We start from the raw sequence: 26,156 nt of genomic DNA on the forward strand, positions 1-26,156 counted from the left end.
TGCCCCCGTTACTTAAAACAAAGTAAAGAACCTTTGGTACTTAATCCCCGATTGTATATAAGTGTTTTTTTAATTTTAATGCTTCTTCACACATATTCCTCAAGTTTTCCACAAAATATCTTATTTCCTGCTTATCACTGTCTTCACTGCCGTATAGGTGAGATAGATTCTCACATACTTTTATTAGCTTTGGTATATCTTTTGTATAAATAATTCCTGTTTCATAACGGTTTAAATGTAATAGTAAATCGAAAGTCCGATCGTTTCCAAACTGCTTAAATAGAAATCGATGGACCTCTTCATCAAAATGAACATACTTATCCGCCTTTGCTGCCTCTTTATCTGTAACTGCTATAACAAAGTCTATACCGCACATCACAATAACCCCTTAATTGAAGGTCTTACCAAGAAGAGCCCCTATTATCTTGAACAATTTATAACTATCTTGAGCAAACCTGCCCAGTTAGTTCAATAAGAAAACAATATTACCAGCAGCCTAAATGACATCAAAAATGACAGCTATTTTGGTACCACATTTTAATCGTACAATACTTATTGTCCCTTATAAATTATATTGCAAATTGCTATGTCAAAAACGGACGAAATAGGCTGAAACCTTAATAAATAAAGAAACTGAAGTGTCAATTTGCTCGTCAGTTTTAATGTCATTTACTCAATAAAGCACCCGAAAACGGAACCCTTTACCTTTTTTGGCATCAGCTTTTCTTTTGGCCAATATCAGAAAGGGTGCTCATCGTGCTGGCTGAACTGCTCTTTTGAATGACTGACATACTGCCGTCAGTTTCAAACACAACTGCTTCAATTTCATCCATTGAGGCATGACCGCCAGAGCGCACTGCCTGCAGGACTTCTGATTGTAAAACCCTGTTCTCTTTTAAAGCCGATTCAACAAAATGACCCTTATAATAGAGAAGTTCTGGACTGGCTTTTATGATCTTATTGAATTTGTCTGAATGAAGAGATAGCCAGGAAACGATATACTGCAGGCCGATCAATAGAACATAAGCAGTCAGCCCCTCGGCAAGTGATACCTGTTTATTAAGGAATATAGTGGCAAGGGTGGAGCCGATGGCAACTGTCACTACTAAATCAAATGCATTCATTTTGGTTAAGGTTCTTTTTCCTGCTATCCTTAGGAATATAATCAGGAATATATAACTCATTGCTCCAATCGAGAGAACTCTCCATATGTCCTGCCAGCTGGAAAAAAGCATGGTTTGCCTCCCTTCTATATAGTGTCTATTCCTTTTAAAGAAAGACAGTAAACGGACGATTTTTTATTCATTTTCATGTTGCAGGGCAGCATTGACGGGTATATTAAGTAGAAATACTTATTTGCTGAAACAACAGATTTCATGTAGGATGTAATCGAGACGAAAGGAGAGAACGTTTTGGGCAGTCCGATTCAAGATAAAAATTCACAGGTTACTTTTCTAAAACAGCGCTTAAATATGTTCCTGGACGTACTGGAAGCTATTGAGCCGGAAGACACTGAAATCGAAGACATCGACCGTCTGATTGAAATGATCGATGACCTCGAATCCAAATGCCGTGAATTTAATAACCGCGATTAACAATAGGAGCCCGAGGGCTCTTTTTTATTTGCGGAAAATTCCTTTTTCATCCTGAAAACGATTGCAACCTTTATCTTTAAATACACATCAGATAGGAGTATAATGATAGACGATTAATAAATATAATTTTCATAAAAGATATAGCGATATAGGGAGCAAAGGGAAGGGGACTAAAGCAATGAATATCGACAAATTTCAGGAAAGCATGTATCAGCTGATCGTTGAGACATCCACGAATCTTCCGCGTGACGTGCGCCGTGCGATTAAATCAGCGAAAGAAAGAGAAAATGCCGGCACGAGAGCGGCGATGAGCCTGGATACGATTACGAATAATATTAAAATGGCCGATGATAATGTGTCGCCAATCTGCCAGGATACCGGCTTGCCGACATTCAAAATCAAGACGCCTGTCGGTGCGAACCAGCTGGTTATGAAAGAAGCGATCAAAAACGCAATTGCCCAGGCAACCAAGGACGGAAAACTTCGCCCGAACTCTGTTGATTCTTTGACAGGAGCCAACAGCGGGGACAATCTTGGCTTTGGCACTCCTGTTATTAAATTTGAGCAATGGGAAAAAGACTATATTGACGCACGCCTGATCTTAAAAGGCGGCGGCTGTGAAAATAAAAATATCCAATACAGCCTTCCATGTGAACTTGACGGTCTTGGCCGCGCTGGACGCGACTTGGATGGAATCCGCAAGTGCATTATGCACTCTGTATACCAGGCCCAGGGACAAGGCTGCAGCGCCGGTTTCATCGGTGTGGGAATCGGGGGAGACCGCTCTTCAGGCTACGACCTGGCAAAAGAGCAGCTGTTCCGTTCTGTAGATGATGTGAACGCAAATGAAGATCTTCGCAAGCTTGAAGACTATGTGATGGAAAACGCCAATGAGCTTGGCATCGGAACAATGGGCTTCGGCGGGGAAACAACGCTCCTGGGCTGTAAAGTCGGTGTGATGAACCGCATTCCTGCCAGCTTCTTCGTATCTGTTGCCTATAATTGCTGGGCGTTCCGCCGTCTTGGCGTGGCAATCAGCATGGAAACAGGCGAAATTAATGAATGGATGTACCAGGAAGGCGAGCACGTCGACTTTGGTGCAACTGAAGCTGAGCTTGAGACAGCGGCAGCAGCAGAAACAGCTGAGCAAACAAACATCGTGACACTGCAGGCGCCGATCACGGAAGAACAGATTCGCAGTCTTAAGGTCGGTGATGTCGTTCAAATCAACGGCATGATGTACACTGGGCGCGACGCCATCCACCACCACTTAATGGATCATGATGCACCAGTTGACCTTAATGGACAGGTTATTTATCACTGCGGTCCGGTTATGATGAAGGATGAAGACGGCAAGTGGCATGTAAAAGCAGCCGGCCCGACTACAAGTATTCGTGAGGAGCCTTATCAGGGCGATATCATGAAAAAGTTTGGCATCCGTGCAGTAATTGGAAAAGGCGGAATGGGGCCGAAAACATTGGCAGCACTTCAGGAGCATGGCGGCGTTTACTTAAATGCAATCGGAGGAGCTGCACAATATTATGCAGATTGCATCAAGTCTGTTGAAGGTGTGGACCTGATGGAATTCGGTATTCCTGAAGCCATGTGGCACCTTAAGGTTGAAGGCTTTACCGCAGTGGTGACAATGGATTCCCACGGCAACAGCCTTCATCGTGATGTAGATAAATCTTCACTTGAGAAATTGGCTCAATTTCAAGAGCGTGTATTTTAATATAGGAACGAGAGAGACTGCATGCGGTCTCTCTTTTTTTGTGCATTTTTGCCAGCCGGCCCTGTGAATGTTTTTATTCCATTCACAAACACTAAGAAAAAATATTGGAGGAGCTCAGATGAAAAAATTAAGTATCTTCCTGAGTGTATTTATTCTGTTTTTTTCCGGAACAGCTCATGCAAACTACGGCAACTCGCCGGTTCATTGGGGATTTAAAAAAGCAAAAAATGAAGTGCCCGCCGAAGCAGGCAAGCCGCTCGATTCCCTCCTTGAACGGCATGGCTCTTATTATAAAGGCGACACAAGCAAGAAGGAGATCTATTTAACATTCGATAATGGATATGAAAACGGCTATACCGGACAGGTCCTGGACGTTTTAAAAAAGGAAAATGTCCCTGCTGCCTTTTTTGTAACTGGCCATTATTTAAAAAGCGCACCCGATCTCGTCAAGAGGATGGCGGCTGAAGGGCATATCATTGGCAACCACTCCTGGCATCATCCTGATATGACAAGAGTGAGCGATGAGAAATTTATCAGAGAGCTCGAAATGGTCCGTGCTGAAACCGAAAAGCTGACTGGTGTTAAGCATATGGCTTATCTGCGGCCGCCGCGCGGGATATTCAGTGAGCGTACACTGGCTCTTGCTAAAAAGGAAGGCTACACGCACGTATTCTGGTCACTCGCTTTTGTAGACTGGCACACTGACCGGCAGAAGGGCTGGCAGTATTCTTACGACAATATTATGCGCCAGATCCACCCTGGCTGTATTCTGCTTCTGCACACAGTCTCAAAGGACAATGCAGATGCTCTAGAAAAAGCCATTCAGGATCTGAAAAAACGCGGGTACACGTTTAAGAGCCTCGACGACTTGACATGGGAGCAGGCGATTGAGGAGCGGATGCTGTACTGATTAGGTTTGGCCGGTAAAACCTTTAATTCGGCCGGTAAATAATGTACTTTGGCCGGTATCTTCCTTAAAATGGCCGGTAAATCTCCAATATCGGCCGGTAAAACAGCTGAATTTCAATATTTGCATGAAATAGACCCGTTCTTCAGGGTCTATTTTTACATAAGCGAACAATTTTAGAAAAATAACAGCAAAAAATGCTATAATCGGGGAAAATGATAAAGGACGGATTCTTCTTGGAAAAGATACAAGTAGAAGGACCTTATAATTTTGATCTTGTACTGGACAGGCTTTCGAACGATCCTCTTAATCAGGTTAATATAGAGGATAGGTCTGTGAAAGTGCCCATGATGCTTAAGCATCAGCCGGTTGTGGCAGAAGTAAAGGCAATCGGAACGACGGAACAGCCGGAATTCTTAATTTCCGGAACGGATGGCCCCCTTAAAGAAAAAGCAGCAGAGCGCTTATCGGAAATATTTCAATGGCATCTGCCGCTTGAGACCATTCACAGGCATTTTCAAAACACAGAATTACAGCCGATATTTGAAGCGCATTATGGAACACCTATTGTGCTCGACTTTGATCCATATGCTTGTATTCTGAAATGCATTATTCACCAGCAGCTGAATCTTGCATTCGCACACACATTGACAGAACGGTTTGTAAAAACCTTTGGATTTGAACAAGACGGTGTGTGGTTCTATCCGCTGCCTGAAAAAGTGGCGGAACTTAAGGTGGAGGACCTGAGGGAACTGCAGTTCAGCGGACGGAAGGCTGAATATGTGATTGGCATTGCAAAAGAAGCGGCCGCGGGAAATTTAAACTTTGATGAGCTTAGAAACCTTGCAGATGAAGAAATTTATGATAAACTGATCAAATTGCGCGGTGTCGGACCCTGGACTGTCCAGAATTTCTTAATGTTCGGGCTTGGCCGGCCAAATCTTTTTCCGGCTGCAGACATCGGCATTCAAAATGCCTTGAAAAAACTATATAAATTAGAAGCGAAACCGACTCTGGAAGAGATGGAGACATTTTCAAAGAGCTGGAATCCTTATTTGAGCTATGCTTCGCTTTATTTGTGGAGAAGCATCGAGTAATTTGGAGTGATAAAGGATCATGAAACAAGAACAAACAGCTAAATTAAAACTAAAGCAGACGTTCCCGCTGACAATTAAAAGGCTTGGCATCAATGGTGAAGGTGTCGGATATTTTAAAAGGCAGGTTGTATTTGTACCTGGGGCACTGCCTGGCGAGGAAATCGTAGCAGAAGCCACAAAGGTAAATCCAAAGTTTTCAGAGGCCAAAATCAAGAAAATCCGCAAAAAATCGGAGTTCCGCGTCCAGCCCCCATGCCCGGTCTATCATGAATGCGGCGGCTGCCAGCTGCAGCATCTCCGCTATGATCAGCAGCTGAAGGAAAAGCGGGATATCATTATTCAAGCTTTAGAACGGCACACCAAGCTGAATCCTGAGAAGCTGGATATAAAAGAAACCATTGGAATGGAAGATCCATGGAGCTACAGAAATAAAAGCCAGTTCCAGGTTGGCCAAAAAGACGGGAAGGTCCTGGCCGGTTTATATGGCATGAATTCGCACCGCCTGATTAATATTGAGCACTGTGCGGTCCAGCATCCGCAGACAACAAAGGCGACAGAAACAGTGAAGCGGATTCTCCAGGACCTGCGAATCCCCATTTATAATGAGAGAAACCGCAAAGGCATCGTGAGAACCATCGTTGCCAGGGTGGGGATACAGACAGGCGAGCTGCAGATCGTATTAATTACAGCTCAAAAAGAGCTTCTAAAAAAAGAGATCATTATCGAAAAAATAAAAAGTGAGCTGCCTGAAGTAAAGTCCATCATCCAAAACGTGAACGGTGAAAAAACCTCCATTATTTTTGGACAGGAAACCACGAATCTGGATGGAAGCGACTTTATCCAGGAAACACTTGGAGACCTTCAATTTGAACTATCTGCACGGACTTTCTTCCAGCTGAACCCTGAACAGACCGTCAAGCTTTATAATGAAGTCAAAAGAGCAGCGGCTTTAACCGGTAAGGAAAAAGTAGCTGACGCATACTGCGGTGTCGGAACGATCGGACTATGGGTAGCTGAGCAGGCAGCCGAAATCCGCGGCATGGATATCATCAGGGAATCCATTGAAGACGCCAAGAAAAATGCGGCCCGCCATGGAATCAAGCATGCCCAATACGTGGTCGGCAAAGCAGAAGAATGGCTTCCGAAATGGACAAAAGAAGGCTGGAAGCCGGACGTCATCATCGTCGATCCGCCAAGAACAGGTCTGGATCAGCAGCTGTTAAAGACTATTTTGAAAGTCCAGCCAAAGAAAGTGGTTTATGTATCGTGTAATCCATCAACATTGGCGAAAGATATTTCGGTCTTGAGCTCCAAATATAAAGTAAATGGCATCCAGCCTGTGGATATGTTTCCGCAGACGGCGCATGTTGAGTGTGTCTCGCAACTCATTTTAAAAGAAGGCAACTAACCCTTAAGGGAGTTGCCTTTTTGTTTGTGGAATGGAAATCTGACTAATTCATTCCCGTTTTAAATGTCTGAGGATACCAAGGCACGAACAAAAACTCGGTCCTATTTTAAGAGCCGAGTTAACAAGAAAATTACAATATCGATTCAAACTGTTTGGAGTAGAGGCTTGAATAGGCTCCATGTTTTGCAAGCAGCGCATCGTGTGTTCCTTCTTCGACAATACCCTCCTCAGTCAAAACGATAATCCGCTGTGCGTTTCGAATTGTTGAAAGGCGGTGGGCTATGACGAGGGTTGTTCGCCCTTTAGCGAGCAATTCTAGTGAATCCTTAATGATGCTTTCGCTTTCGTTATCAAGTGCACTCGTTGCTTCATCCAAAATGAGGATTGGCGGATTCTTAAGGAATACACGGGCAATGCTTAGCCGCTGTTTTTGTCCGCCCGAAAGTCTGACACCTCGCTGACCAATTTCAGAATGGTAACCGTCTGTCAGCTTCATGATAAATTCATGTGCATTGGCGCACTGGGCCGCAGCGATAATTTCCTCATCACTTGCATGGGGATTCCCGTACCGGATATTTTCCATTACCGTTCCTGCAAACAGGTAAACATCCTGCTGAACGATACCGATGTTTTTTCTTAATGAATAAAGATTGATATCACGGATATCAATTGCGTCCAGCATTATCTTGCCGTCAGTTACATCATAAAAGCGGGGGATAAGAGAGCAGAAAGTCGTTTTTCCTGCACCCGATGGGCCAACCAAGGCAACATATTCTCCCGGTTTTATTTTAAGCGACATATTTTCCAAAACATGATCCAAATTATCTTCATACCGGAATTGAACATGCCTGAATTCAATTTCACCAAGGACTTTCTTGAGACTCACGGCATTCGGTTTGCTTTCAATTGCGGGCTTTAGATTCATAATTTCCATAAAGCGCTGAAAGCCGGTAATTCCTTCCTGGAGTTGCGTGCTCATATGAACCATTTTTTGAATCGGTTCCAGCATAAAATTTATATACAGCAAAAAAGTAATTAAATCTGCTAAATCAAGTGTGTTTTTTACAATACTGGCACTGCCGAAAATAATAACTGCAATTGTAATCAGCTGGATAAATGTTTGTACCCCATTGTAAAAAATCGCTTCTGCTTTATAGAAGGCTATCCTGCTTTCAAGGAAGAGGTTATTTTCACGAGCGAATTTTTTAATTTCCACTTTTTCATTGGTGAACGATTTTACAACGCGGATGCCAGCCAGACTATCCTCTACCTGAGCGTTTACGTCGGCAATCCTTTCTTTGTTCTTTCTTAATGCCCTGTTTTCAATCTTATTAAGCTGAAAAATAAATAAACCCAGGAACGGCAAAAAGCAAAATACAATAATCGTCAGGGGGGCATTGATTAAAAATAAGATGACAAACGCGCCGATTAAACGAACCAGGTATTTTAGATAATCTTCTGGTGCATGATGATATAGCTCGGAAAGCATCAACAGGTCGTTCGTAATCCTCGACATGAGCTTGCCGATTTTTTCTTTATCGTAAAAACTGAAAGAAAGTTTTTGCATGTGCTCAAACAGTTCGCCGCGCAGGGCGCTTTCCATGCGAGCGCCTAATTCATGTCCTTTAAAGTCAACAAAGTAATTCGCAAGATTTTGGATTGCGGTTAGAACAAGCATCAGCCCGCCAATCCAAAATACTTTTTTTAATGCGATTGACAGGTTCCCTTCAAGGACGTCCTTTGTAATATACCTTACGAGAAGTGGAAACAACAAAGACAAGGCAGAGACGATAAAGGCACATGCCAATACGGACAATAACATTTTCCGATAAGGCTTATAATAAGAGAAAAATTTTTTGACTGGAAAATCCATGAGTTACCCCTTTATGTGTTATTTATTTAAACACATATAAGGGAGTACACCGTTACAATTATAGAAGTGTTTCCCCCTTATATGTTTGTACGGTTTTGTTCATGATGTTTCTCATTGAAATTCCTCCTTAATCATTGATAAGAAAATTATAATCTAATTGCAATAATTATGTACAGAATATTCGTAAAACTAATGTGCCTAAAACATGAGTGGAAGAGAGACCCGCAATATTCCCGCTACCTGAGACCTGAAACACTGTTTGGCTCAAAATTTGAAGCGTATTTAAATCAAAAGCCGCAAGCGAAACAGCTGCGGGAGGAAGATTTTAACCTAGACTGACTAAATGGATTTGCTAAAGAGCCGCTGATTAAAAACTAAGGAAAAAATATCTAATGTGAAACCTCTGCAGGCAGTTTGATAAAAAGTGACCAACCATGGTATAAGTGTATAAGTAGCAGAAATAGGCTGCTTTTTAATTTTGGGATATGGGTTAGCATGATATCCCTTAATGAGAGGATTGGAATGAAAAGATGAAAGAAAATTTCTGGCGTGAGTTACCGCGGCCATTTTTTATACTGGCACCCATGGAAGAGGTGACAGATGTTGTTTTCCGCCATGTGGTGAGTGAAGCAGCAAGACCTGATGTGTTTTTTACTGAGTTTACAAACTCAGATAGTTATTGTCACCCTGAGGGGGTCAATAGTGTACGAGGGCGTTTGACTTTTACTGAGGATGAACAGCCAATTGTCGCACATATTTGGGGAGATAAGCCTGAATACTTCCGTCAAATGAGTATTGGGATGGCGGAAATGGGCTTTAAGGGATTGGATATCAATATGGGCTGTCCGGTCCCCAATGTGACCCAGAATGGGAAGGGAAGCGGGCTGATCCGCCGTCCCGAACTGGCAGCAGAACTAATACAGGCAGCCAAAGCAGGAGGTTTGCCGGTAAGTGTAAAGACAAGGCTTGGCTTCACAGAGGTAGACGAATGGAAGACCTGGCTGAAGCATATTTTGGAGCAGGACATTGCGAATCTTTCCATCCACCTGCGAACACGGGACGAAATGAGCAAAGTGCCGGCGCATTGGGAGCTGATTCCGGAGATTAAGGAACTTCGTGACCAGGTTGCACCGGATACACTTTTGACGATCAATGGAGATATTCCTGATCGTCAAAAGGGCTTGGAGGTTGCCGAGAAATACGGGATTGATGGAGTCATGATTGGGCGCGGCATATTCCATAATCCATTTGCCTTTGAAAAGGAGAAGAAGGATCATACAAGTGAGGAATTGCTGGCCCTCTTAAGATTGCATATGGATCTCCATGATCAATATTCACATTTAGAGCTGCGGCCGTTCACGGCACTTCACCGCTTCTTCAAGATCTATGTCAAAGGATTCCCAGGGGCAAGTGCACTAAGAAATCATTTGATGAACACAAGGTCAACAAATGAAGTGCGTGAATTGCTTGATGCCTTTGCGTCACAGAATCTTGAAAATAATAACTGAATTGATAAAAGGGGATGGGCTAGCGGTCCATCCTCCTTTTTTAAAAATTTTTGGCTTTTTTCAAGGTTTGTTGCTTTTTGTATTATATTTACTGAGTTGATTGGAGCGGAAGGTGCGAGACTCCTGCGGGAGTAGCGGACAGGTGAGACCCCGCAGACGCGCAGCGTCGAGGAGGCTCACCGACCGCCCCGCGGAAAGCGAGCAGCCTTGAGCGGAAATCAACGGACAGCATTGCTAAGCGAAAACAACAATATATAGGAAAAGAATCAAAATATTAAACTTGAGGTACGAGGATGAAAGCTTTTTTATTATGCACATTCATGGTATTTTCTTTTGCAATCATAACAGGCTGTCAATCAGCTGAAACAATGGTTCTCTTAGATGAAGAAATCAAAGAAATCAAAGTTTCAAAATCAGAGGGTTTAGGCGGAATAAATGAAGAAAGTTTTATTTCTTTCAAGGACAGAAAATCGATCGCTGTATTTGAAAAAGCAATAACAACTGCTGTAAAACAGTCAGGGAAGGCAGATATTAGTAAACCTGAGTATGATATAGCAGTAGAATACAAAGGAGATCTCCCTTCTCACGGCATTCATTTATGGCTCGGTGAGGATAATGAAAAGAGCGCATTCATGTATATTACCAATGAAGATATTTACCAGACTTCACCGCAAATGACAAAGAAACTAAGAAGCCTAATCCTCTCAGACTAACTCCCTCCAAGGCTTTCCTGCCTCAATTTGGAATATTATCCCATATGGTTAACTATCCGAAAAAAGGGGTATATAATCACTAAACCAAAAGGAGGTGGCCAAAAATGGAAGTAGAAGTTTTGTGTAACGTGGAAAACTGTAAGTACTGGGCTGAAGGTGATAAATGTGTAGCTGACTCTATTTATGTGATTGGCCAGAATGGCCGGGAAGCGGATGAAATAGAGGAAACAGCCTGTAAAACGTTTGAGCCAGATGCATAAGCATGAGAAAGCCTGACCGCCGGAGGATGAAAAAATCCCGGCTGTCAGGTTTTTTTACATACAAAAAGATGCCCGCTATGTTTTACAAGAAAGGGTATAATAAAGGAAAATGACTATAAAACCATGAAGGCAAGGAAGGAGTTATGATGACAATTAGCAATGAAATCGGATGGAATTTTGATAATAGCTATGCGCGGCTCCCGCAGACATTCTTCTCAAAAATGAAGCCTAACCCTGTACAATCCCCTGAGCTGGTAATCCTTAACGGGGAACTGGCGAAATCTCTGGGGTTAAATATGGATGCTTTGACAAGTGAAACAGGCATTGAGGGCCTTTCAGGCTCTCAAGTTCCAGAAGAAGCTGAACCTCTTGCTCAAGCTTATGCAGGACATCAGTTTGGACATTTTAATATGCTTGGGGATGGCCGGGCAATGCTGATTGGCGAGCAGATAACACCAGAGGATAAAAGGGTCGACATTCAGCTGAAGGGCTCCGGCAGAACGCCATTTTCGCGCGGCGGAGATGGGCGGGCGGCTCTGGGCCCTATGCTCCGGGAGTACATTATCAGTGAAGCCATGCATGCCCTTGGAATTCCCACTACCCGCAGTCTGGCGGTTGTAACAACAGGGGAAGCCATTATCCGGGAGACCATGCTTCCGGGTGCGATCCTGACAAGAGTTGCGGATAGCCATATACGGGTGGGGACTTTTCAATATGCGGCGAATTGGCGGCCTGTTGGGGAGCTTAGAACCTTGGCAGATTACACGATTGAGCGTCATTATCCTGAAATCAAAGAAGATGACAATCCTTACCTGGCTCTCCTAAAGAAAGTGATCCAGCGTCAGGCTGCTCTCATTGCGAAATGGCAGCATATAGGCTTCATCCATGGAGTCATGAACACCGACAACATGGCAATCAGCGGAGAAACGATTGATTATGGTCCGTGCGCCTTTATGGATAAGTATGATCTGGCAACTGTCTTCAGTTCCATTGACAGGGAAGGCCGTTATGCTTATGGAAATCAGCCGTATATTGGCGGCTGGAATCTGGCGAGATTTGCGGAAACCCTTTTGCCTCTGCTGCATGAAGAGGAAGAGGAAGCTGTTAAAATAGCTCAGGGCGCCATTTCAGAATACAATAAAATGTATCAGGACTATTGGCTTGCCGGCATGAGGGCAAAGCTTGGGATCTTTAATGAAGAAGCAGAAGATGAAGCCCTTTTTACCGGACTTCTAAAGATTATGCAAAAGTCTGAAGCCGATTATACGAACACATTCCGTGCCTTAACGCTGGGCGACCTTGAGAACACTGTGTTAGGTAATAATCAGGAATTTGCCGGCTGGCATGGTCAATGGCAGGAAAGGCTGACCAGGCAGAAGGAAACGAAAGAAGAAGTAAATCAGTTAATGAGGGCCAGCAACCCGGCCGTCATCCCGCGAAACCACCGGGTGGAAGAAGCTCTGGAAGCAGCGGTTAACAATGGAGATTACAGCGTGATGAAAAAGCTTCTTGCAGTGCTGGAGAATCCTTATGCTTATAGGGAAGATCAGGAAGAATACTGCAGGCTTCCAGAGCCAACCGGCGCACCCTATCGAACATTTTGCGGAACTTAATAACAATAAATAGGCAAAGCCTGACCCATTATCGGGTCGGGCATTTTTTATTATGCAGGAATTTTCATTTTAGAAAAGAATACTATCTATGATTAAAAAAAGGAGGAAATTTCCATGTTAAATCAATTATGTGTTATTACGATCAAAGTAACGGATTTGAAAAGTGCGGTGAATTTTTATACTGAGGTTTTAGACTTCAAAGTATCGAAACATTATGGAGATAAAATTGTCAGTCTTGTACATAATGATGTGCCGGTTGTTCTGGAAGAAAGCGCAGATGAAAAAACGGGATCAAACGTATTGCCTGGAATCCTCTCAAAGAATATCGAAAGTGATTTTAGCAAAATGAGAGAAGCTGGTGTGAAAATGCTTTTTGAAAATCCTCAGCCATGTCCTCCTGGCCGTTACTTCATTATTGAGGATCCTTCAGGAAATCAAATTGAAATAGTTGAGTTCACTAATTGATAGAAGAGTTCTAATGGGAGGAGAAGCTGGTGCTTATTGTTGACATCATGAGCTCACAATGTTACTTTTGATATAGAACATACATTCGATTTGGTGATTGACTTGAACATACAGCTTAAAGAAATCATATCAAAAAGTATCTTAACACCTGCCAAAGGTGCGATAGACAATTTTACTCATTCATTGAACCCCTATGCGGGCTGTGCTTTTGGCTGTAAATATTGCTATGTAAGGGAGCTCCCTGTTTCCATTTTCCGTGAAGAGGAATGGGGTGCGTGGATTGATATAAAATCAAATGCGGCCGAGCTTTTGGAGAAAGAATTGGCTAAAGCCAAAAAAAGGGGAAAAGTTGCTTTATTTATGTCCTCTTCCACAGATCCTTACCAGCCGATTGAATATACCTCAAAACTGACCAGAAGTTTATTGGAAGTTATGCTTGAAAATCAGCCTGACTTTTTACATGTACAAACCCGTTCGCCATTGGTAAAGCGGGATATCGATTTATTCCAGCAATTCAGAGATAGAATCAGAATTTCTATGACAATCGAGACAGACAAAGAAGAAGTCAGAAAAGCATTTGCACCAGCGGCACCTCCCATCCCGGCAAGAATGGCTGCACTAAAAGACATAAAAGATGCAGGAATTATAACTCAGGCAACACTGGCCCCGTTACTTCCATGCTCGAGGGAATTTCCTGCAAAACTTAAATCTATTGCCAACCGTGTTACGATTGACGATTTTTGGATGGGGGATGGAAGCGGAGGAAGAAGGACCGAAAGACTGGGAATCCGTAAGATTTTTGATGAGTCGGGTTTGGAGAAATGGTATAATCCGTCTGCATATAAAGTGGTACTTAAAATGCTGGAGCAGGAATTTCAAGGTGCACCCATTCAATTAGGTGTCTCCAAGACGGGGTTCAGCCCTGATGGCAAATAGCTGACTAAAGTAAATATGAGGTATTATTATGGATCTATTAAGTTCACAGTACGTAAGAGGCATTAGGCTTAAAAGAGAAGATATACCATTCTTCCATCAGTATCCCTTCAGCCTTCCGAGCCTGAAAACGCTGGATGAGATGGCGTTTCACCCGAAAGTCACCTTTCTGATCGGCGAGAATGGGATGGGTAAGTCGACCCTGCTGGAGGCAGTAGCGGTTGCGTTGGGATTCAATGCGGAAGGCGGATCATTCAATTTTAATTTTTCTACCTTTGATTCACATTCCATACTGGGTGAATATTTAAAGGTAATAAAAGGCGTAGATAGACCATCTGATGGTTTTTTCTTAAGAGCAGAGAGCTTCTATAATGTAGCTTCCAATATTGAGGAAATGGACAGGGAAGGCGGCGCACCAAAAGTAATTGACTCCTTTGGCGGCCGTTCTTTACATGAGCAGTCGCATGGGGAAGCATTTTTCTCCACCTTTCTTCATCGCTTTCGCGGCAGCGGAATCTACATACTGGATGAGCCTGAAGCGGCACTTTCCCCCTTGAGGCAAATGTCCATGCTAACAAGAATTCATGATTTGGTCAGCGACCATTCACAATTTATTATCGCTACCCATTCTCCGATCATTATGGCCTATCCGGATGCAGCCATATATGAATTCACTGATGATGGCATCTCGGAAAAGAAGCTGGAAGAAACGAATCATTACCGCATTATGAAGCAATTCTTTGATGATAAGAATAGAATGCTCCATCATTTGCTGAATGAATAAAAAAATGGAGGCCGCATGCCTCCATTTAGTCTATGTATGTTATTCGCTTTCGTGGCTGAACATCCAGTTAACGCCGAATTTATCTGTTAACTGGCCAAAGCTCTTGCTCCAGAATGTTTCCTGCAGCTCCATGGTTACATTACCGCCATCTGCCAGGTTGTTAAAATACTTTCTCAGGTCATCCACATCATTAATGACAACTGCGAGATTAATGTTATTTCCTACTGTAAATGGCATACCTGGAAACGTATCTGAAAACATGACAGTACTGCCGCAAATAGTGAGGCTTGAATGCATAACCAGATTTTTGGCTTCCTCCGGCAGAGGATATTCGGGGCTTTGCGGAGTTTCACCAAAAGTGGTAATCTCCGGCATTTCCAGTTCAAAAGCCTTTACATAAAATTCAATTGCTTCCCGTGTATTACCATTAAAATTTAAATAGGCATTAACAGCCAACCCGTCCACTCCTTCCTTTAAATACAATTCCATTATAGACAAAATATTCTAATATTAATATAGTTCAAAAGTCAAAATCACAACAATCCTTATAATTCCTGAAGTGCTTGTTCTATACTGGTAAATCCGCTTCTATCAGCACCATCGGGCTCATCTGATTCAATGGTCCATTCATTTGTTTCAGGTGATAATCCTCCATTCCCATCTTTAAGGAATGGGCTATGCACATGATACGTTTTCCCTGCTTTTTTCACCGTGTACCCCATATAGCAGTGCTGGTCCTGGCCTTCTTCCTCGAAAATGCCAATATCGTCGATTCCATATTTGTCTAAATAGGAATGAAATGGCTCCTGCAGTGAATTTAAAACTTGCTCTCTTGGTAAAAACTCCATTATGCTTGCTCCCTTCCATATTAGCTATCCTTAATATGGCTATTTTTGGAGGGATTAAACACGGAACTGAGAAAAGAGTACCCTGCATCAGCGAGGTACTCTGCTCCTTAGCTTCATTCTCAGGTTTCCGAGAAGCTTCATCAGTTTTTCATATTCTTCGAGTTCAATGCTGCACGTCTGAATGGCCTCTCCGACACATTTAGTGATATCCTGTTTTTCGTTGTGTGCTTTTTCCTCAAGGAAGATAAACACCTTGCGTTCATCCGCTTTGGAGCGTTCTTTGCGAAGCCATCCGTTAGAAATCATCCTTGAGATCATCGGGGTAAGTGTCCCGGTGCCAAGATTCAGTCTTTCTCCAAGCTCTTTGGCTGTCATGCCATCCTTTTCCCAAAGGGCGAGAAGAACCAGATATTGCGGATAAGTTAAGCCGAAAGGCTGAAGAGAACTTGTATAGAGTTTGGTAAATTCGCCTGCTGTTTCATAAACAGCAAAACAAAGCTGTTTATCCAGTGTAAAAAAATCCTTCACAACATCACCTGATTCCGGCATTACAATAACTTCGTCAAATCATCCTCAATTTTTCCCGGCTCTGTTGTTGGCGCATAGCGTTCTACCACCTGGCCGCCCTGGTCCACGAGGAATTTGGTAAAGTTCCACTTAATGTTTTTGGACAGAATGCCCTTTTTCTGTTCTTTCAAGTAAGCAAACAATGGATCCGCATTGTCGCCATTTACATCAATTTTTGCGAACATCGGGAAAGACACACCATAATTGAGCTGGCAAAACTCAGTGGTTTCCTCAATATTATCGAATTCCTGGTTATTGAACTGATCACAAGGGAATCCAAGAATTTCAAGGCCCTTGTCTTTATACTTTTCATAGAGCTCCTGCAGCCCTTTAAATTGGGGAGTCAACCCGCATTTGCTTGCTGTGTTTACGATAATTAGAGGCTTTCCTTCGTATTCTTTCAGAGATTTCAATTCACCATTCGTTTTCTTGACTTCAAAATCATAAATCGTTGTCATTGGGATACCTCCTATTTTTAAATCGTGTACGATTTAATCTTAAGCAATTTAAATTCTTTTTGCAACAAATCAGCTTTTTATGAAACTAGCAATAAGGTTCATTCGTAGGAAAGATAGATTTCCAATCCATTTACAAAGGATGATTATAATGTTGGACGAATTGCGGGAAGCAATTGAGAAACTCCCGGAGCATGGGGCGAAGAGCTATTTATTTCACATATTGCTTCGGGTTCATTTATTAAAAAACAGCGCTGATTCTCAGGAAGAGATCATGGAACTGCTCAATGATATTCAAAAAAAGATAATTTTTTATTCCCAAGAGGGAAAATTGGAGCGGGAATATGAAACATATCACTTAGTGTGCGGAGAATCACCGGCAGGCGCTTTAAAGGTTGGGCTCTGTAAAGAAAATAAAGTCATTGGCTTTCCTGACTTCTTCAGCAATGGACCTCTCTGGAGGCTGCATGAAGAGGAGGGGAGAAAACATCGATTAGATTGGCTGAAGGATCATATTAATATACCTGAAGATTATCTGGAAAAGGAATATGAAAGAAAAATAGCCTCAGCTCTTGAGGAGATTGGCTCCATTCCTGAAAGAAAACCGATCGTGATCTGGACCGCTGACAACGCCGATGAACAAACCGGTTTGCGGTATTTCCTCCACTTATTAAGAAACAAAGATAATAATGTGCATGTTATTAATACTGCTCAGTCATATAAGGAGCTTTTTCATGCGAAAAAGAATCAAGTCCTTTTAAGGCACTCAGGTGAAGCAGCTCCGGAAAAACTGAAGATCATATTAGATAAAAACATGGGAAGTCCCTTATCTGCAGAAGAAAGAAACAGGTTTGTATCGGATTGGCAGGCGCTCTCCATGACAAAGGAAGTACTGCGCATATGGGAAGGGAATGAAATACATAGTGTGCCAGAGAGTTATTTTGATGACTATATCATCGAGTCAGCCAAAAAGCTTCATAAAAGCAACAAGGGTTTTATAAAATCAGCCAGATTAATCGGGGAAGTGATAGGGCATCTGGATGAGCCAATTGGTGATGGCTTTGCTGAGTATAGAGTAAGATCCCTGATTTATAACGGAATATTTGCGATAAAAGGGATTCCGAAAAGTATGAGGTTTTATAGCATTAAATTGAAAGAGATTTAGAATTTCATAAATCCCTCGGCTGGAATTTCATGCAGCCTTCCTTTATTCTAAATAAAAGAAATGAATAGAAGAGGGATCAACTTTGAAAAAGATTTACAGTGATATTATTCAATTCCGCGGCACACACTTTGATTTTGGCTATATGCAGGGAGAGCAAATAAAGGATTCTCTTTCTGTTAAAAATCGGGAGGATCAATGGAAGGTACGGAAGCCGCGTTTTTCAATAAATGAAGCAGAAGTGAAAAAAGCGATTACGATGTTTGCGCCCGGAATCTGGGATGAGCTGCTTGGGTTACAGTCGGCGTTGCAATGGCCGATGAAGCGGGTGTTACAGGAATTTGGCGGATATCGACTAGATTATGTCCGTTCAGGCTGTTCCATCCTGACAGGGGCTGATTACCTGGTCCGCAATTATGATTACCATCCGAAAACCTATGAGGGGCGCTATACCTTTTATCAGCCAACAGATCAGGGCTATGCGATTATGGGTCCCAGCCAGAGAGTGACTGGCCGGATGGATGGCATGAATGAAAAAGGACTTGTCATCGGCTATAATTTCATGAACCGTAAAAAGCCTGCTGATGGCTTTATCTGCTGCATGATCGGCCGCCTGATTTTGGAGGCATGCGCAAATGTCAAAGAAGCGGTTGAGATGCTGAAGGAAATTCCCCATCGCCATTCCTTTACCTATGTGGTGTATGACACAAGCGGAGAGACATATGCAGTGGAAACGTCTCCGAGAGGTGTAGAGGTCCGCCAGACAACTGCCTGTACAAACCATTTTGAAATCATGAAGGATGAAAATCGCAACCATCTGGCTGACAGCATGCGCAGGCTGGATGTCATGAAAAGCCGTCAGGATGGGCGCCTGGGTGCACATGATGCCTTCCGCCTTCTGAATGATAGCGATAAAGGTGTCTTTTCAGATCTTTATGGAAGCTGGGCAGGGACCATTCATACATCAGCCTATCTGCCGGGGGAGATGAAAGCCTGGTTTGCGCTTGGCGGCGACAGAGAGCCTGTTGTTTTTGACTTCAGAAGATGGCTTGAAGGCGAGGACATTAACATGTATAGAATTACTGGTGAAGTGGATACGGACATTCCTTTTTTGCATATGGATGAGCATGCGAACTGGTTCAGGAAATGATAAATCTATTTGAAAGAATAGATTCATCATTTGGACAAACCCTCACATTCTTTCATAGCTTTAGGTTGTGGTACACTTTAAATATGAATTGGATGTAAACTGAGGTGCATACGAGTGAAAACAGTATTAGTCATAGGCGGCGGTGTAACAGGATTGTCCGCCATGTATGAGCTGAATAAGTGGAAAAAAGAAAATAATCAGGATATACGGCTTGTGCTGGCAGAATCAGCAGAACAGCTTGGCGGAAAAATCCGCACAGTAAGGGAAGGCGGATTTACAATCGAGGCGGGAGCTGATTCGATTGTTGCCCGCAAAGCAAATACGATGAATTTTATCCAGGAGCTCGGTTTGGAAGAAGCGGTTGTGTACAATGCGGCAGGACGGTCGTATATTTACACTGACGGCGAGCTGAAGCTGATACCGGCAGATTCTGTATTTGGAATCCCGGCCAGTGTTGAATCTCTTGCCAAATCCACGCTTGTTTCAGCAGAAGGAAAAGTGGAAGCCCTGAAGGATTTTTATACGAAGAATGACCGCTTTACAAAGAATGATTCCATCGGCGATTTCCTTGAGCACTTCTTTGGAAAAGAACTGGTGGAAAAACAAATTGCGCCTGTTCTTTCGGGAGTATATTCCGGAAATCTCAGTGACTTAACGATTGCTTCGACTCTTCCGCAGGTGTTTGATTATAAAGAAAAATACGGCAGCATCATCAGAGGGTTCGAGGAAAATAAAAAGGTGTTCCAGAGCGCCGGGGGAAAGAAGTTCCTTTCCTTTAATAAGGGCCTGGATACATTAATTGATGCTTATGAGGAAAGATTGGACGGAACAGAAATATTAAAAAGCACACAGGCTGTTAAAATAGAAAAAACGGATCGAGGATATAAGGTTGATTTCTCAAATGGCGAAACCCTGGAGGCGGATCATATAGTGCTGAGCATTCCGCATAATGCCGCTGCAGCCCTGTTCGCTGATGAGGAGCTGAAAGCGGAGTTCGAACCTTTGAAGAACAGTTCCCTGATTTCTATTTATCTTGCTTATGATATTCCAGACAGCGAACTGCCTGAAGACGGGACAGGCTTCATCACGGCCAATACGGATGAATTAACCTGTAATGCCTGTACATGGACAAGCCGCAAGTGGAAGCATACATCAGAAAGCGGTAATTTGCTTGTAAGATTATTTTATAAAAGCAGCCATCCGGCCTTTGCATCTCTAAAGGAAATGAATGAAGAAGAGCTGCTGCAGACGGCTCTGGCTGATATTGAAAAAAGCCTCGGCATAACGGCTGAGCCTTTGGCAAGTGAAGTGACGAATTGGACTGGAAAAATGCCAAACTATCTGATTTCCCATTCTGAGACAGTAGCAGCACTTGAAAACAGGCTGGGCCGTGAATACCCTGGAATATGGCTTGCAGGCTGCTCTTATTACGGTGTCGGCATCCCTGACTGCATTGAAAATGGGGCAGAAACGGCCGGTAAGATTATTGAGAATATGTAAAACAAAAATCCCCTTCTGTGTAAGATGGGGATTTTTTGCTTATATGATTTTGGTAAGATCCTTAGGACTTTCAAGCTTCATTTGCTCGAGTTCGAGCTTCATTTTTTCGGTTTCAAGCAAAAAGTTTTCCTGCTTCAGCTTTTCCAAGGTGATTTCATCTTTTATCATATTATGTTTGATCTTTGCGAGTTTTTGAGTATGAACAGTCAGGATGGCAATGATGGGAATAGAGAAAGTCATAACAACGGCAATAATACCTGTCAAATTCCTTGCACCTCACATTTAATTGAATTAGAAAATTTTGTATGATTGGTATTTGTATAAATTATAGCAAATGACAAGAGAGATAGAAACGCGAAAATTATCTGGTGGTGAAGAAATGGCTGAAATTACTATAAAAAGAGTATACGATCCGTATGAAGAGGCTGATGGATACCGAGTATTAGTGGATCGGCTGTGGCCGAGGGGAATTAAAAAAGAAGAAGCACATTTATCAGCCTGGGAGAAAGAAGTTGCACCAAGCAGCGGAATTAGAAAAACTTTTAATCATAAACCTGAACTTTTCTGTATGTTCCGGGAAAAGTATCTCATTGAGCTGCGCACACAGACAGACAAGATTCGCAAGATGGAAGAACTGTACGAGATATCGAAGAAGCAAAAACTTACATTACTATATGCTGCAAAAGATACAGTAAATAACCATGCAATTGTATTATTGGAAGAATTATTAAGCAAGGAGAAATGAAGCTTAATGTTATAGGCAGGAAAAAAATAAAAAAAAGGTAGAAATACTTTAAATTTAAGTAATGATTCTGAAAGTTTAGTGTTTTCTTTTTTCCTATACTTAAAGTTAAAAGAAGTGAGGGAGAAGGAAATGATCGATTTACTCCTGATTCATGGAACAGTTATTACTATGGATCAAAACAGGCGAATCATCAATGATGGAGCTGTTGCCATAAAAGGAAGCAGGATCCTGGATGTGGGTATGAGTGAAAAACTATTGGAAAAATATGAGGCGAAAGAAGTAATAGATTGCAGCCATCATTGTATCCTGCCGGGGTTAATAGATGTACATGGACATGGCGGGCATTCAATGTTTAAGACAATTGCAATGGAAAGCCTGGATGATTGGATGCCTATCATGACGAACACGTATAAGCATTTTGTAACAGATGATTTCTGGTATTTTGAAGGAAAGCTTTCAGCGCTTGAACGTCTGAAGGCGGGCATAACCACAGGTGTATCTGTTCTTGGCTCAATGCCAAGGTCGGATGATCCGATTTTTGCCATCAATCATGCAAAAGCCTATGCAGAGACTGGTGTCAGGGAGGTTGTTTGCACCGGTCCCTGCAATCCGCCATGGCCTCATTCATTCAGCAGGTGGATAGACGGTCAAAGAATTACCAAAGAAGTCACATACGAGGAAGTGTTAAATGGTGCTGAAGCAGTGATTGAAGCTTTAAACCATGCCAATCAAGACCGGACAAGAGCTTTTATTACCCCTTTTGTAATTGTTACATCAGTTGAACCGTCTGGCCCAACTTCACCCGCGAAACTTCATCATTTAACAGAGCATGATTTATACCAAGCAAAGAAAGTCAGAGAAATTGCCAGAAAATATAATACAAGAATCCACTCTGATGCTTTTGGTGGCATGATTCACTTAGCAGTAAAGGATTGGGAGAATGCTCTTTTAGGTCCAGATGTTCATCTTCAGCATTGCCGGGGGATATCCTTTGATGAAGCGAAAATATTAGCTGAAACCGGAACAAATGTCAGTGCCTCTCCTGGATTCTCCCAAATTCATGCCCGCACACCAATGATAGAATTGATCGAGCTGGGAACAACAGTTGCCATATCAACAGATGGCACTTCACCGTCCACTGGCTTCGACATGTTTCAAGCCATGAGAAAAACACAATTTATACATCAGGCCGCTCATAGAGATGAATATTGCTTACCTCCTGGTAAACTTCTGGAAATGGTTACGATTGATGCAGCAAAATGTATTGGATGGGATGATGAATTGGGTTCTCTGGAAGCGGGGAAAAAGGCCGATGTTATAACTGTCAACATGCATCAGCCGCACTTAACACCTGAATTTATGCATATTCATCGGCTTGTCCATCAAGCTTATGCAGCTGATGTGGGGCATGTTATCGTAGATGGCAGGGTTCTTATGAAAGACAGAAAAGTCTGCTCTGTTGATGAAAGGGCAGTTTTGGCTGAAGCAAATGAAGAAGCTGACGCAACAATTAAGCGTGCTGGTCTTGAAAGATACATGAGGCAAACGAAATATTTTTGGGGTCACACACGAACCTATGGAGATGGAATGGACCATAACGCTGAAGAAGCTGCTGGGGAGAAAGGGGATCATCAATGAAGACCAGACTAAAGGGGAAATATGTAATTGGATATGATGGAAAAGATCATGTCCTGATAGAAAATGCTGAAGTTGTTTTTGAAAATGATACCATCATTTATGTTGGAAAAAGGTATTCGGGCCAAGCTGATAAAGTTATAGATGCCGGCTGTGCTTTAATCAGTCCGGGATTCATTGATTTGAATGCATTAGGCGATATTGATCATGATATCCTGCATTTGGAGGCCAGTTCAGCAAGACAGAAAAATCTGCTTTGGTCAGAGAGGTATGTGAAGAAAGGGCACCATGAAATTATGACGGCTGAAGAAGAGGCCTTTAAATCTTTATATGCCTATTCACAGCTGATCCTTCATGGAATTACAACTGCTATGCCAATCACTTCTGTGCATTATAAAAAATGGGCAGAAACATATGAGGAGCTTGCTGCAGCAGCGAGGCATGCTGCTGACCTGGGACTGCGTATATATATGGGGCCAAGCTATCAATCGGGGATAAGAGTCGTTCAGGCTGATGGCAATATAAAGATTTATTGGGATGAAGAAGCTGGAAGGCAAGGATTAGAAAGAGCTGTGCGTTTTTTGGAGGAGTTTGATGGTTCATTTAATGGTTTGGTCAGGGGAATGCTTGCACCTGAGCGGATTGAAAGTCAAACGGAAGAAAGCCTTCTCCTGACAAAGCAATATAGTGAACATTATAAAGTTCCGATAAAATTGCATGCAGCCCAAGGTGATTTTGAATACCATACTATGGTTGAGAAATATGGCGTAACGCCAATTAGGCACTTGTATAATCTTGGATTTTTAGGATCCAGAACGGCGATTCCTCATGCCCATTTTATTGCAGGATACAGTGAGGCAAAAACAGGTGGCGGGGATGATTTGTCTCTTCTGAGGGAAACGGGGACAACTGTTATTCATTGCCCATTGATAATTGGAAGGCATGGGCAGGCAATGGAGTCCTTTGCAAAATATAAGCAGTCAGGAATTAATTTGGCGTTGGGAACAGACACCTTTCCTCCCGATATGTTCCAGAATATCAGGACAGGAAGCATGCTTTCCCGGATCGTAAATAAAGAAGTTAAAGACTCATCATACTCAGACCTTTACCGTGCTGCTACATTAGGGGCTGCAAAGTTTCTGGGAAGAGAAGATTTGGGCCGTCTTTGCGCCGGTGCAAAAGCAGATATTATTGCAATTGATTTAGACGGATTCCATATGGGAGTTTTAGATGATCCCCTAAGGACAGTGATGGTAAGCGGAACTGGAAGAGATGTCAAGTTATCCATCATTAATGGGAAAGTAGTCATGAAAGACCGAAAATTACCCAACCTTGATTTAGAGGCATTGAAGGGAAAAGCACAAGAATATTTTATGAAAATGAGAAAAGGTTATTTGAAAAGAGATTATCAAGAGCTTCCGGAGAATGAATTGCTGCCGCCTTCTTTCAAATTTGTCGATTCTATTAATCAGCAATGATGTTTAATATTTTGAATAAGTAGTAGAAAAAGTTTAAAAACATGTAAAGAAAGTAGAAAAAGATTAATCAGAATATTTTATATAATTAGATAAAGGCTTAAGGGCTTAAAAAAGGGGGATTGAATTTGAAAGTGAAAAAAAGAATGGGGTTAGTCATTTTAGCTTTGCTGATCGCAATCCTTATTTCAGGCTGTTCCACTAAGAAGCAAGTGAACAGCAGTCAGGATACCAAGGGAGTTGCATCTGAAAACGGCGGAACATTAGTTATAGCCCGTTTATCTGATGCAGAAAATTTAGATCATCATTTTATGTCGACGATCAATGCCGCCAGCGTTACGCATAATAAAATTTATGAGGGGCTTGTTGGCCGGGATAAAAATGCGGAAATCAAGCCGGTGCTGGCTGAAAAGTGGGAACAGTTAGATGAAACAACTTGGGAGTTCAAGCTTAGAGAAGATGTAACATTCCATGACGGAACTGCTTTTAATGCCGATGCAGTGAAAGCAACATTTGACCGGTTATTAGATCCCGATGTTGCCTCCCCAAGAGCTGTTGTATTCAAAATGGTAGAAGAGGTAAAGGCAGTCGGTGAATTTACTGTTCAATTTAAGTTATCAGAACCGTTTTCACCCCTGCTATCCATATTGGCCAATCATGAAGGCGGCATCATCTCACCAAAAACTATCGAGAAATATGGAAAAAAAGTGATTCAAGAACCTGTTGGGACAGGCCCATTTGTATTTGAGTCCTGGACACCAGGCAAAGAAATTGTTTTTAACAAAAATGAGTCGTATTGGGGGACTCAATCTAAGCTGGATAAAGTAATATTTAAAATCGTCCCTGAAGAAACAACAAGGATATCCATGCTCGAAACCGGCGAAGCCCATATAGCCGAACCGCTCTCGGTCACAATGATGGAAACAGTGGAAAACTCCAAAAATGCAGAAATTTACCGCAGTGAAGGATTTGGCACAGAATATATTGGGTTCAACGTAGAAAAGGATCCATTCGATGATGCCCGAGTCCGCAAAGCGGTTGGGCATGCAGTTGAAATGGATTCCATCCTAGAAGGGGTATTTGAGAATGTAGGGAAAAAGTCCAACTCACTGCTCGGCCCAAAGGTGTTTGGATACCATGAAAGTTTGAAGGCCTATGAATATAATCTCAATGAGGCAAAAAGACTTCTGACAGAAGCAGGCTACCCAAATGGTTTTGAAACAACTTTAAAAACGATGGATAAGAAAGAATGGATCAATATGGCGGAAGTTCTTCAATCACAGCTGAAAGGTATTGGAATCAAACTGGATATTCAGGTATATGAATATGGGACATTTGTAGAACAGGTAAACCGCGGTGATTCCGAGATGTTTATTTTAAGCTGGAGAAACGCTACGGGAGATGCTGATTATAATCAATATAACCTTTTCCATAGCAGTTCACACGGCGCTGCCGGTAATACCTTCTTTTACAGCAATAAAGAAGTGGACAGCTTAATAGAAGCTGCACGCGCTGAAAAAGATTCGGATAAGCGGATGGAGTTCTATGCAAAAGCTCAGGAAATCGAAATGGAAGAATCCGTATATATTCCGGTTCGTGTAATTGAGAATATGGCGGCTATTTCAAAAGATGTAAAAGGCTTCTCTATAAGTCCATCTGGATACTTGGAGATCAATGACATTTCAATTAAATAAGCTCTAAGATAAGAGGGATATCCATTCTGGGTACCCT

The 26,156-nt window shown here is 42.4% G+C and carries 27 protein-coding genes and 1 pseudogene; 20 read left to right on the forward strand and 8 right to left on the reverse strand.

Translation table 11 applies throughout. The features are described 5' to 3' along the window. Positions 1 to 40: 40 nt before the first annotated feature. Entirely contained in the window at positions 41 to 376 is a 336-nt protein-coding gene (locus AC3WTL_RS00445) for a hypothetical protein (RefSeq protein ID WP_197247428.1), read from the reverse strand. A gap of 340 nt (positions 377 to 716) precedes the next feature. Beyond that, positions 717 to 1,235 (reverse strand): DUF421 domain-containing protein, encoded by a 519-nt coding sequence (locus tag AC3WTL_RS00450; RefSeq protein WP_222498636.1) that lies wholly within the window; start codon positions 1,233 to 1,235, stop codon positions 717 to 719. Positions 1,236 to 1,412: 177 nt separating this feature from the next. Here AC3WTL_RS00450 and AC3WTL_RS00455 point away from each other — a divergent pair, with 177 nt between their 5' ends. The 5 genes from AC3WTL_RS00455 to rlmD all read left to right on the forward strand — a co-directional run bounded on the left by AC3WTL_RS00455 (position 1,413) and on the right by rlmD (position 6,739). Beyond that, positions 1,413 to 1,595 (forward strand): SE1561 family protein, encoded by a 183-nt coding sequence (locus AC3WTL_RS00455; protein WP_035326476.1) that lies wholly within the window; start codon positions 1,413 to 1,415, stop codon positions 1,593 to 1,595. A 178-nt stretch (positions 1,596 to 1,773) separates the two neighbouring features. Continuing rightward, complete coding sequence (locus AC3WTL_RS00460; protein ID WP_492368761.1) at positions 1,774 to 3,327, forward strand: fumarate hydratase; 1,554 nt, start codon at positions 1,774 to 1,776, stop codon at positions 3,325 to 3,327. A gap of 118 nt (positions 3,328 to 3,445) precedes the next feature. Beyond that, the gene (gene pdaA, locus AC3WTL_RS00465; protein ID WP_492368762.1) at positions 3,446 to 4,237 is read left to right on the forward strand and encodes a delta-lactam-biosynthetic de-N-acetylase; all 792 of its coding nucleotides are present in this window, start codon (positions 3,446 to 3,448) and stop codon (positions 4,235 to 4,237) included. 212 nt (positions 4,238 to 4,449) lie between these two features. Beyond that, positions 4,450 to 5,331 carry a DNA-3-methyladenine glycosylase family protein gene (locus tag AC3WTL_RS00470; RefSeq protein ID WP_492368763.1) on the forward strand — a complete coding sequence of 294 codons (882 nt, stop codon included), beginning with the start codon at positions 4,450 to 4,452 and terminating at the stop codon, positions 5,329 to 5,331. Between the two features lie 19 nt (positions 5,332 to 5,350). Further along, entirely contained in the window at positions 5,351 to 6,739 is a 1,389-nt protein-coding gene (gene rlmD / locus AC3WTL_RS00475; protein ID WP_492368764.1) for a 23S rRNA (uracil(1939)-C(5))-methyltransferase RlmD, read from the forward strand. Positions 6,740 to 6,869: 130 nt separating this feature from the next. Here rlmD and AC3WTL_RS00480 read toward each other — a convergent pair whose 3' ends face one another. Next, positions 6,870 to 8,612 (reverse strand): ABC transporter ATP-binding protein, encoded by a 1,743-nt coding sequence (locus AC3WTL_RS00480; protein ID WP_492368765.1) that lies wholly within the window; start codon positions 8,610 to 8,612, stop codon positions 6,870 to 6,872. Between the two features lie 207 nt (positions 8,613 to 8,819). Between AC3WTL_RS00480 and AC3WTL_RS00485 the strand changes: the two are divergent. From AC3WTL_RS00485 to AC3WTL_RS00520, 8 genes and pseudogenes are all read left to right on the forward strand, one after another. Beyond that, positions 8,820 to 8,951, forward strand: a pseudogene (locus AC3WTL_RS00485) (conserved phage C-terminal domain-containing protein); the annotation flags it as partial. Positions 8,952 to 9,142: 191 nt separating this feature from the next. After that, on the forward strand, positions 9,143 to 10,120 hold the full coding sequence (locus AC3WTL_RS00490; RefSeq protein WP_492368766.1) for a tRNA dihydrouridine synthase: 978 nt from the start codon (positions 9,143 to 9,145) through the stop codon (positions 10,118 to 10,120). Positions 10,121 to 10,413: 293 nt separating this feature from the next. Beyond that, complete coding sequence (locus AC3WTL_RS00495; RefSeq protein ID WP_226619378.1) at positions 10,414 to 10,833, forward strand: YhfM domain-containing protein; 420 nt, start codon at positions 10,414 to 10,416, stop codon at positions 10,831 to 10,833. A gap of 104 nt (positions 10,834 to 10,937) precedes the next feature. After that, on the forward strand, positions 10,938 to 11,093 hold the full coding sequence (locus AC3WTL_RS00500; protein ID WP_064503396.1) for a DUF1540 domain-containing protein: 156 nt from the start codon (positions 10,938 to 10,940) through the stop codon (positions 11,091 to 11,093). Positions 11,094 to 11,239: 146 nt separating this feature from the next. Continuing rightward, positions 11,240 to 12,706 (forward strand): protein adenylyltransferase SelO, encoded by a 1,467-nt coding sequence (locus AC3WTL_RS00505; RefSeq protein WP_492369367.1) that lies wholly within the window; start codon positions 11,240 to 11,242, stop codon positions 12,704 to 12,706. Between the two features lie 114 nt (positions 12,707 to 12,820). After that, positions 12,821 to 13,171: a VOC family protein gene (locus AC3WTL_RS00510; RefSeq protein WP_222498649.1), complete on the forward strand. Its 351-nt coding sequence runs from the start codon at positions 12,821 to 12,823 to the stop codon at positions 13,169 to 13,171. A gap of 93 nt (positions 13,172 to 13,264) precedes the next feature. Then, a complete protein-coding gene (locus AC3WTL_RS00515) occupies positions 13,265 to 14,107 on the forward strand; it encodes a radical SAM protein (protein WP_248349312.1) in 843 nt (280 codons plus the stop codon). A 28-nt stretch (positions 14,108 to 14,135) separates the two neighbouring features. After that, positions 14,136 to 14,888 carry an AAA family ATPase gene (locus tag AC3WTL_RS00520; RefSeq protein WP_492368767.1) on the forward strand — a complete coding sequence of 251 codons (753 nt, stop codon included), beginning with the start codon at positions 14,136 to 14,138 and terminating at the stop codon, positions 14,886 to 14,888. A 39-nt stretch (positions 14,889 to 14,927) separates the two neighbouring features. On the opposite strand, the gene AC3WTL_RS00525 is transcribed toward AC3WTL_RS00520, so the two are convergent. The 4 genes from AC3WTL_RS00525 to AC3WTL_RS00540 form a co-directional block, all read right to left on the reverse strand. Further along, the gene (locus AC3WTL_RS00525) at positions 14,928 to 15,344 is read right to left on the reverse strand and encodes a VOC family protein (RefSeq protein WP_492368768.1); all 417 of its coding nucleotides are present in this window, start codon (positions 15,342 to 15,344) and stop codon (positions 14,928 to 14,930) included. A gap of 89 nt (positions 15,345 to 15,433) precedes the next feature. Further along, positions 15,434 to 15,736 carry a DUF5634 family protein gene (locus AC3WTL_RS00530; RefSeq protein WP_492368769.1) on the reverse strand — a complete coding sequence of 101 codons (303 nt, stop codon included), beginning with the start codon at positions 15,734 to 15,736 and terminating at the stop codon, positions 15,434 to 15,436. Between the two features lie 87 nt (positions 15,737 to 15,823). After that, the gene (locus AC3WTL_RS00535; protein WP_492368770.1) at positions 15,824 to 16,285 is read right to left on the reverse strand and encodes a MarR family winged helix-turn-helix transcriptional regulator; all 462 of its coding nucleotides are present in this window, start codon (positions 16,283 to 16,285) and stop codon (positions 15,824 to 15,826) included. Next, positions 16,285 to 16,761, reverse strand: a complete 477-nt coding sequence (locus tag AC3WTL_RS00540) for a glutathione peroxidase (RefSeq protein ID WP_222498653.1) — start codon at positions 16,759 to 16,761, stop codon at positions 16,285 to 16,287. The genes AC3WTL_RS00535 and AC3WTL_RS00540 overlap by 1 nt, the downstream gene beginning before the upstream one ends. A gap of 148 nt (positions 16,762 to 16,909) precedes the next feature. On the opposite strand from AC3WTL_RS00540, the gene AC3WTL_RS00545 reads away from it, so the two are divergent. The 3 genes from AC3WTL_RS00545 to hemG all read left to right on the forward strand — a co-directional run bounded on the left by AC3WTL_RS00545 (position 16,910) and on the right by hemG (position 20,570). Beyond that, positions 16,910 to 17,923, forward strand: coding sequence for a DUF1835 domain-containing protein (locus tag AC3WTL_RS00545; RefSeq protein WP_492368771.1), 1,014 nt, complete (start codon positions 16,910 to 16,912; stop codon positions 17,921 to 17,923). Positions 17,924 to 18,005: 82 nt separating this feature from the next. Further along, entirely contained in the window at positions 18,006 to 19,070 is a 1,065-nt protein-coding gene (locus AC3WTL_RS00550; protein WP_492368772.1) for a C45 family autoproteolytic acyltransferase/hydrolase, read from the forward strand. 114 nt (positions 19,071 to 19,184) lie between these two features. Beyond that, positions 19,185 to 20,570 (forward strand): protoporphyrinogen oxidase, encoded by a 1,386-nt coding sequence (gene hemG / locus AC3WTL_RS00555; RefSeq protein WP_222498656.1) that lies wholly within the window; start codon positions 19,185 to 19,187, stop codon positions 20,568 to 20,570. A gap of 39 nt (positions 20,571 to 20,609) precedes the next feature. Here the strand turns inward: hemG and AC3WTL_RS00560 are convergent, their stop codons facing one another. Then, positions 20,610 to 20,834 (reverse strand): hypothetical protein, encoded by a 225-nt coding sequence (locus AC3WTL_RS00560; protein WP_048010392.1) that lies wholly within the window; start codon positions 20,832 to 20,834, stop codon positions 20,610 to 20,612. 115 nt (positions 20,835 to 20,949) lie between these two features. On the opposite strand from AC3WTL_RS00560, the gene AC3WTL_RS00565 reads away from it, so the two are divergent. From AC3WTL_RS00565 to AC3WTL_RS00580, 4 genes are all read left to right on the forward strand, one after another. Then, positions 20,950 to 21,315 (forward strand): DUF488 domain-containing protein, encoded by a 366-nt coding sequence (locus AC3WTL_RS00565; RefSeq protein ID WP_492368773.1) that lies wholly within the window; start codon positions 20,950 to 20,952, stop codon positions 21,313 to 21,315. 129 nt (positions 21,316 to 21,444) lie between these two features. Further along, positions 21,445 to 22,953, forward strand: coding sequence for an amidohydrolase family protein (locus tag AC3WTL_RS00570; protein ID WP_492368774.1), 1,509 nt, complete (start codon positions 21,445 to 21,447; stop codon positions 22,951 to 22,953). Continuing rightward, positions 22,950 to 24,428 (forward strand): amidohydrolase family protein, encoded by a 1,479-nt coding sequence (locus AC3WTL_RS00575; RefSeq protein WP_492368775.1) that lies wholly within the window; start codon positions 22,950 to 22,952, stop codon positions 24,426 to 24,428. Before AC3WTL_RS00570 ends, AC3WTL_RS00575 begins: the two co-directional genes overlap by 4 nt. A gap of 143 nt (positions 24,429 to 24,571) precedes the next feature. After that, entirely contained in the window at positions 24,572 to 26,119 is a 1,548-nt protein-coding gene (locus AC3WTL_RS00580; RefSeq protein WP_222498762.1) for a glutathione ABC transporter substrate-binding protein, read from the forward strand. Positions 26,120 to 26,156: the final 37 nt, after the last annotated feature.

Source organism: Cytobacillus sp. EB106-05-05-XG126, assembly GCF_058791715.1.

Excerpts from the sequence above, each read along its gene's own strand:
- AC3WTL_RS00445 (WP_197247428.1), bottom strand. The coding sequence starts at position 376 with ATGTGCGGTATAGACTTTGTTATAGCAGTTACAGATAAAGAGGCAGCA.
- AC3WTL_RS00450 (WP_222498636.1), bottom strand. The coding sequence starts at position 1,235 with ATGCTTTTTTCCAGCTGGCAGGACATATGGAGAGTTCTCTCGATTGGA.
- AC3WTL_RS00460 (WP_492368761.1), top strand. The coding sequence starts at position 1,774 with ATGAATATCGACAAATTTCAGGAAAGCATGTATCAGCTGATCGTTGAG.
- pdaA (WP_492368762.1), top strand. The coding sequence starts at position 3,446 with ATGAAAAAATTAAGTATCTTCCTGAGTGTATTTATTCTGTTTTTTTCC.
- AC3WTL_RS00470 (WP_492368763.1), top strand. The coding sequence starts at position 4,450 with ATGATAAAGGACGGATTCTTCTTGGAAAAGATACAAGTAGAAGGACCT.
- rlmD (WP_492368764.1), top strand. The coding sequence starts at position 5,351 with ATGAAACAAGAACAAACAGCTAAATTAAAACTAAAGCAGACGTTCCCG.
- AC3WTL_RS00480 (WP_492368765.1), bottom strand. The coding sequence starts at position 8,612 with ATGGATTTTCCAGTCAAAAAATTTTTCTCTTATTATAAGCCTTATCGG.
- AC3WTL_RS00490 (WP_492368766.1), top strand. The coding sequence starts at position 9,143 with ATGAAAGAAAATTTCTGGCGTGAGTTACCGCGGCCATTTTTTATACTG.
- AC3WTL_RS00495 (WP_226619378.1), top strand. The coding sequence starts at position 10,414 with ATGAAAGCTTTTTTATTATGCACATTCATGGTATTTTCTTTTGCAATC.
- AC3WTL_RS00500 (WP_064503396.1), top strand. The coding sequence starts at position 10,938 with ATGGAAGTAGAAGTTTTGTGTAACGTGGAAAACTGTAAGTACTGGGCT.
- AC3WTL_RS00505 (WP_492369367.1), top strand. The coding sequence starts at position 11,240 with ATGACAATTAGCAATGAAATCGGATGGAATTTTGATAATAGCTATGCG.
- AC3WTL_RS00510 (WP_222498649.1), top strand. The coding sequence starts at position 12,821 with ATGTTAAATCAATTATGTGTTATTACGATCAAAGTAACGGATTTGAAA.
- AC3WTL_RS00520 (WP_492368767.1), top strand. The coding sequence starts at position 14,136 with ATGGATCTATTAAGTTCACAGTACGTAAGAGGCATTAGGCTTAAAAGA.
- AC3WTL_RS00530 (WP_492368769.1), bottom strand. The coding sequence starts at position 15,736 with ATGGAGTTTTTACCAAGAGAGCAAGTTTTAAATTCACTGCAGGAGCCA.
- AC3WTL_RS00535 (WP_492368770.1), bottom strand. The coding sequence starts at position 16,285 with ATGCCGGAATCAGGTGATGTTGTGAAGGATTTTTTTACACTGGATAAA.
- AC3WTL_RS00540 (WP_222498653.1), bottom strand. The coding sequence starts at position 16,761 with ATGACAACGATTTATGATTTTGAAGTCAAGAAAACGAATGGTGAATTG.
- AC3WTL_RS00545 (WP_492368771.1), top strand. The coding sequence starts at position 16,910 with ATGTTGGACGAATTGCGGGAAGCAATTGAGAAACTCCCGGAGCATGGG.
- AC3WTL_RS00565 (WP_492368773.1), top strand. The coding sequence starts at position 20,950 with ATGGCTGAAATTACTATAAAAAGAGTATACGATCCGTATGAAGAGGCT.
- AC3WTL_RS00570 (WP_492368774.1), top strand. The coding sequence starts at position 21,445 with ATGATCGATTTACTCCTGATTCATGGAACAGTTATTACTATGGATCAA.
- AC3WTL_RS00575 (WP_492368775.1), top strand. The coding sequence starts at position 22,950 with ATGAAGACCAGACTAAAGGGGAAATATGTAATTGGATATGATGGAAAA.
- AC3WTL_RS00580 (WP_222498762.1), top strand. The coding sequence starts at position 24,572 with ATGGGGTTAGTCATTTTAGCTTTGCTGATCGCAATCCTTATTTCAGGC.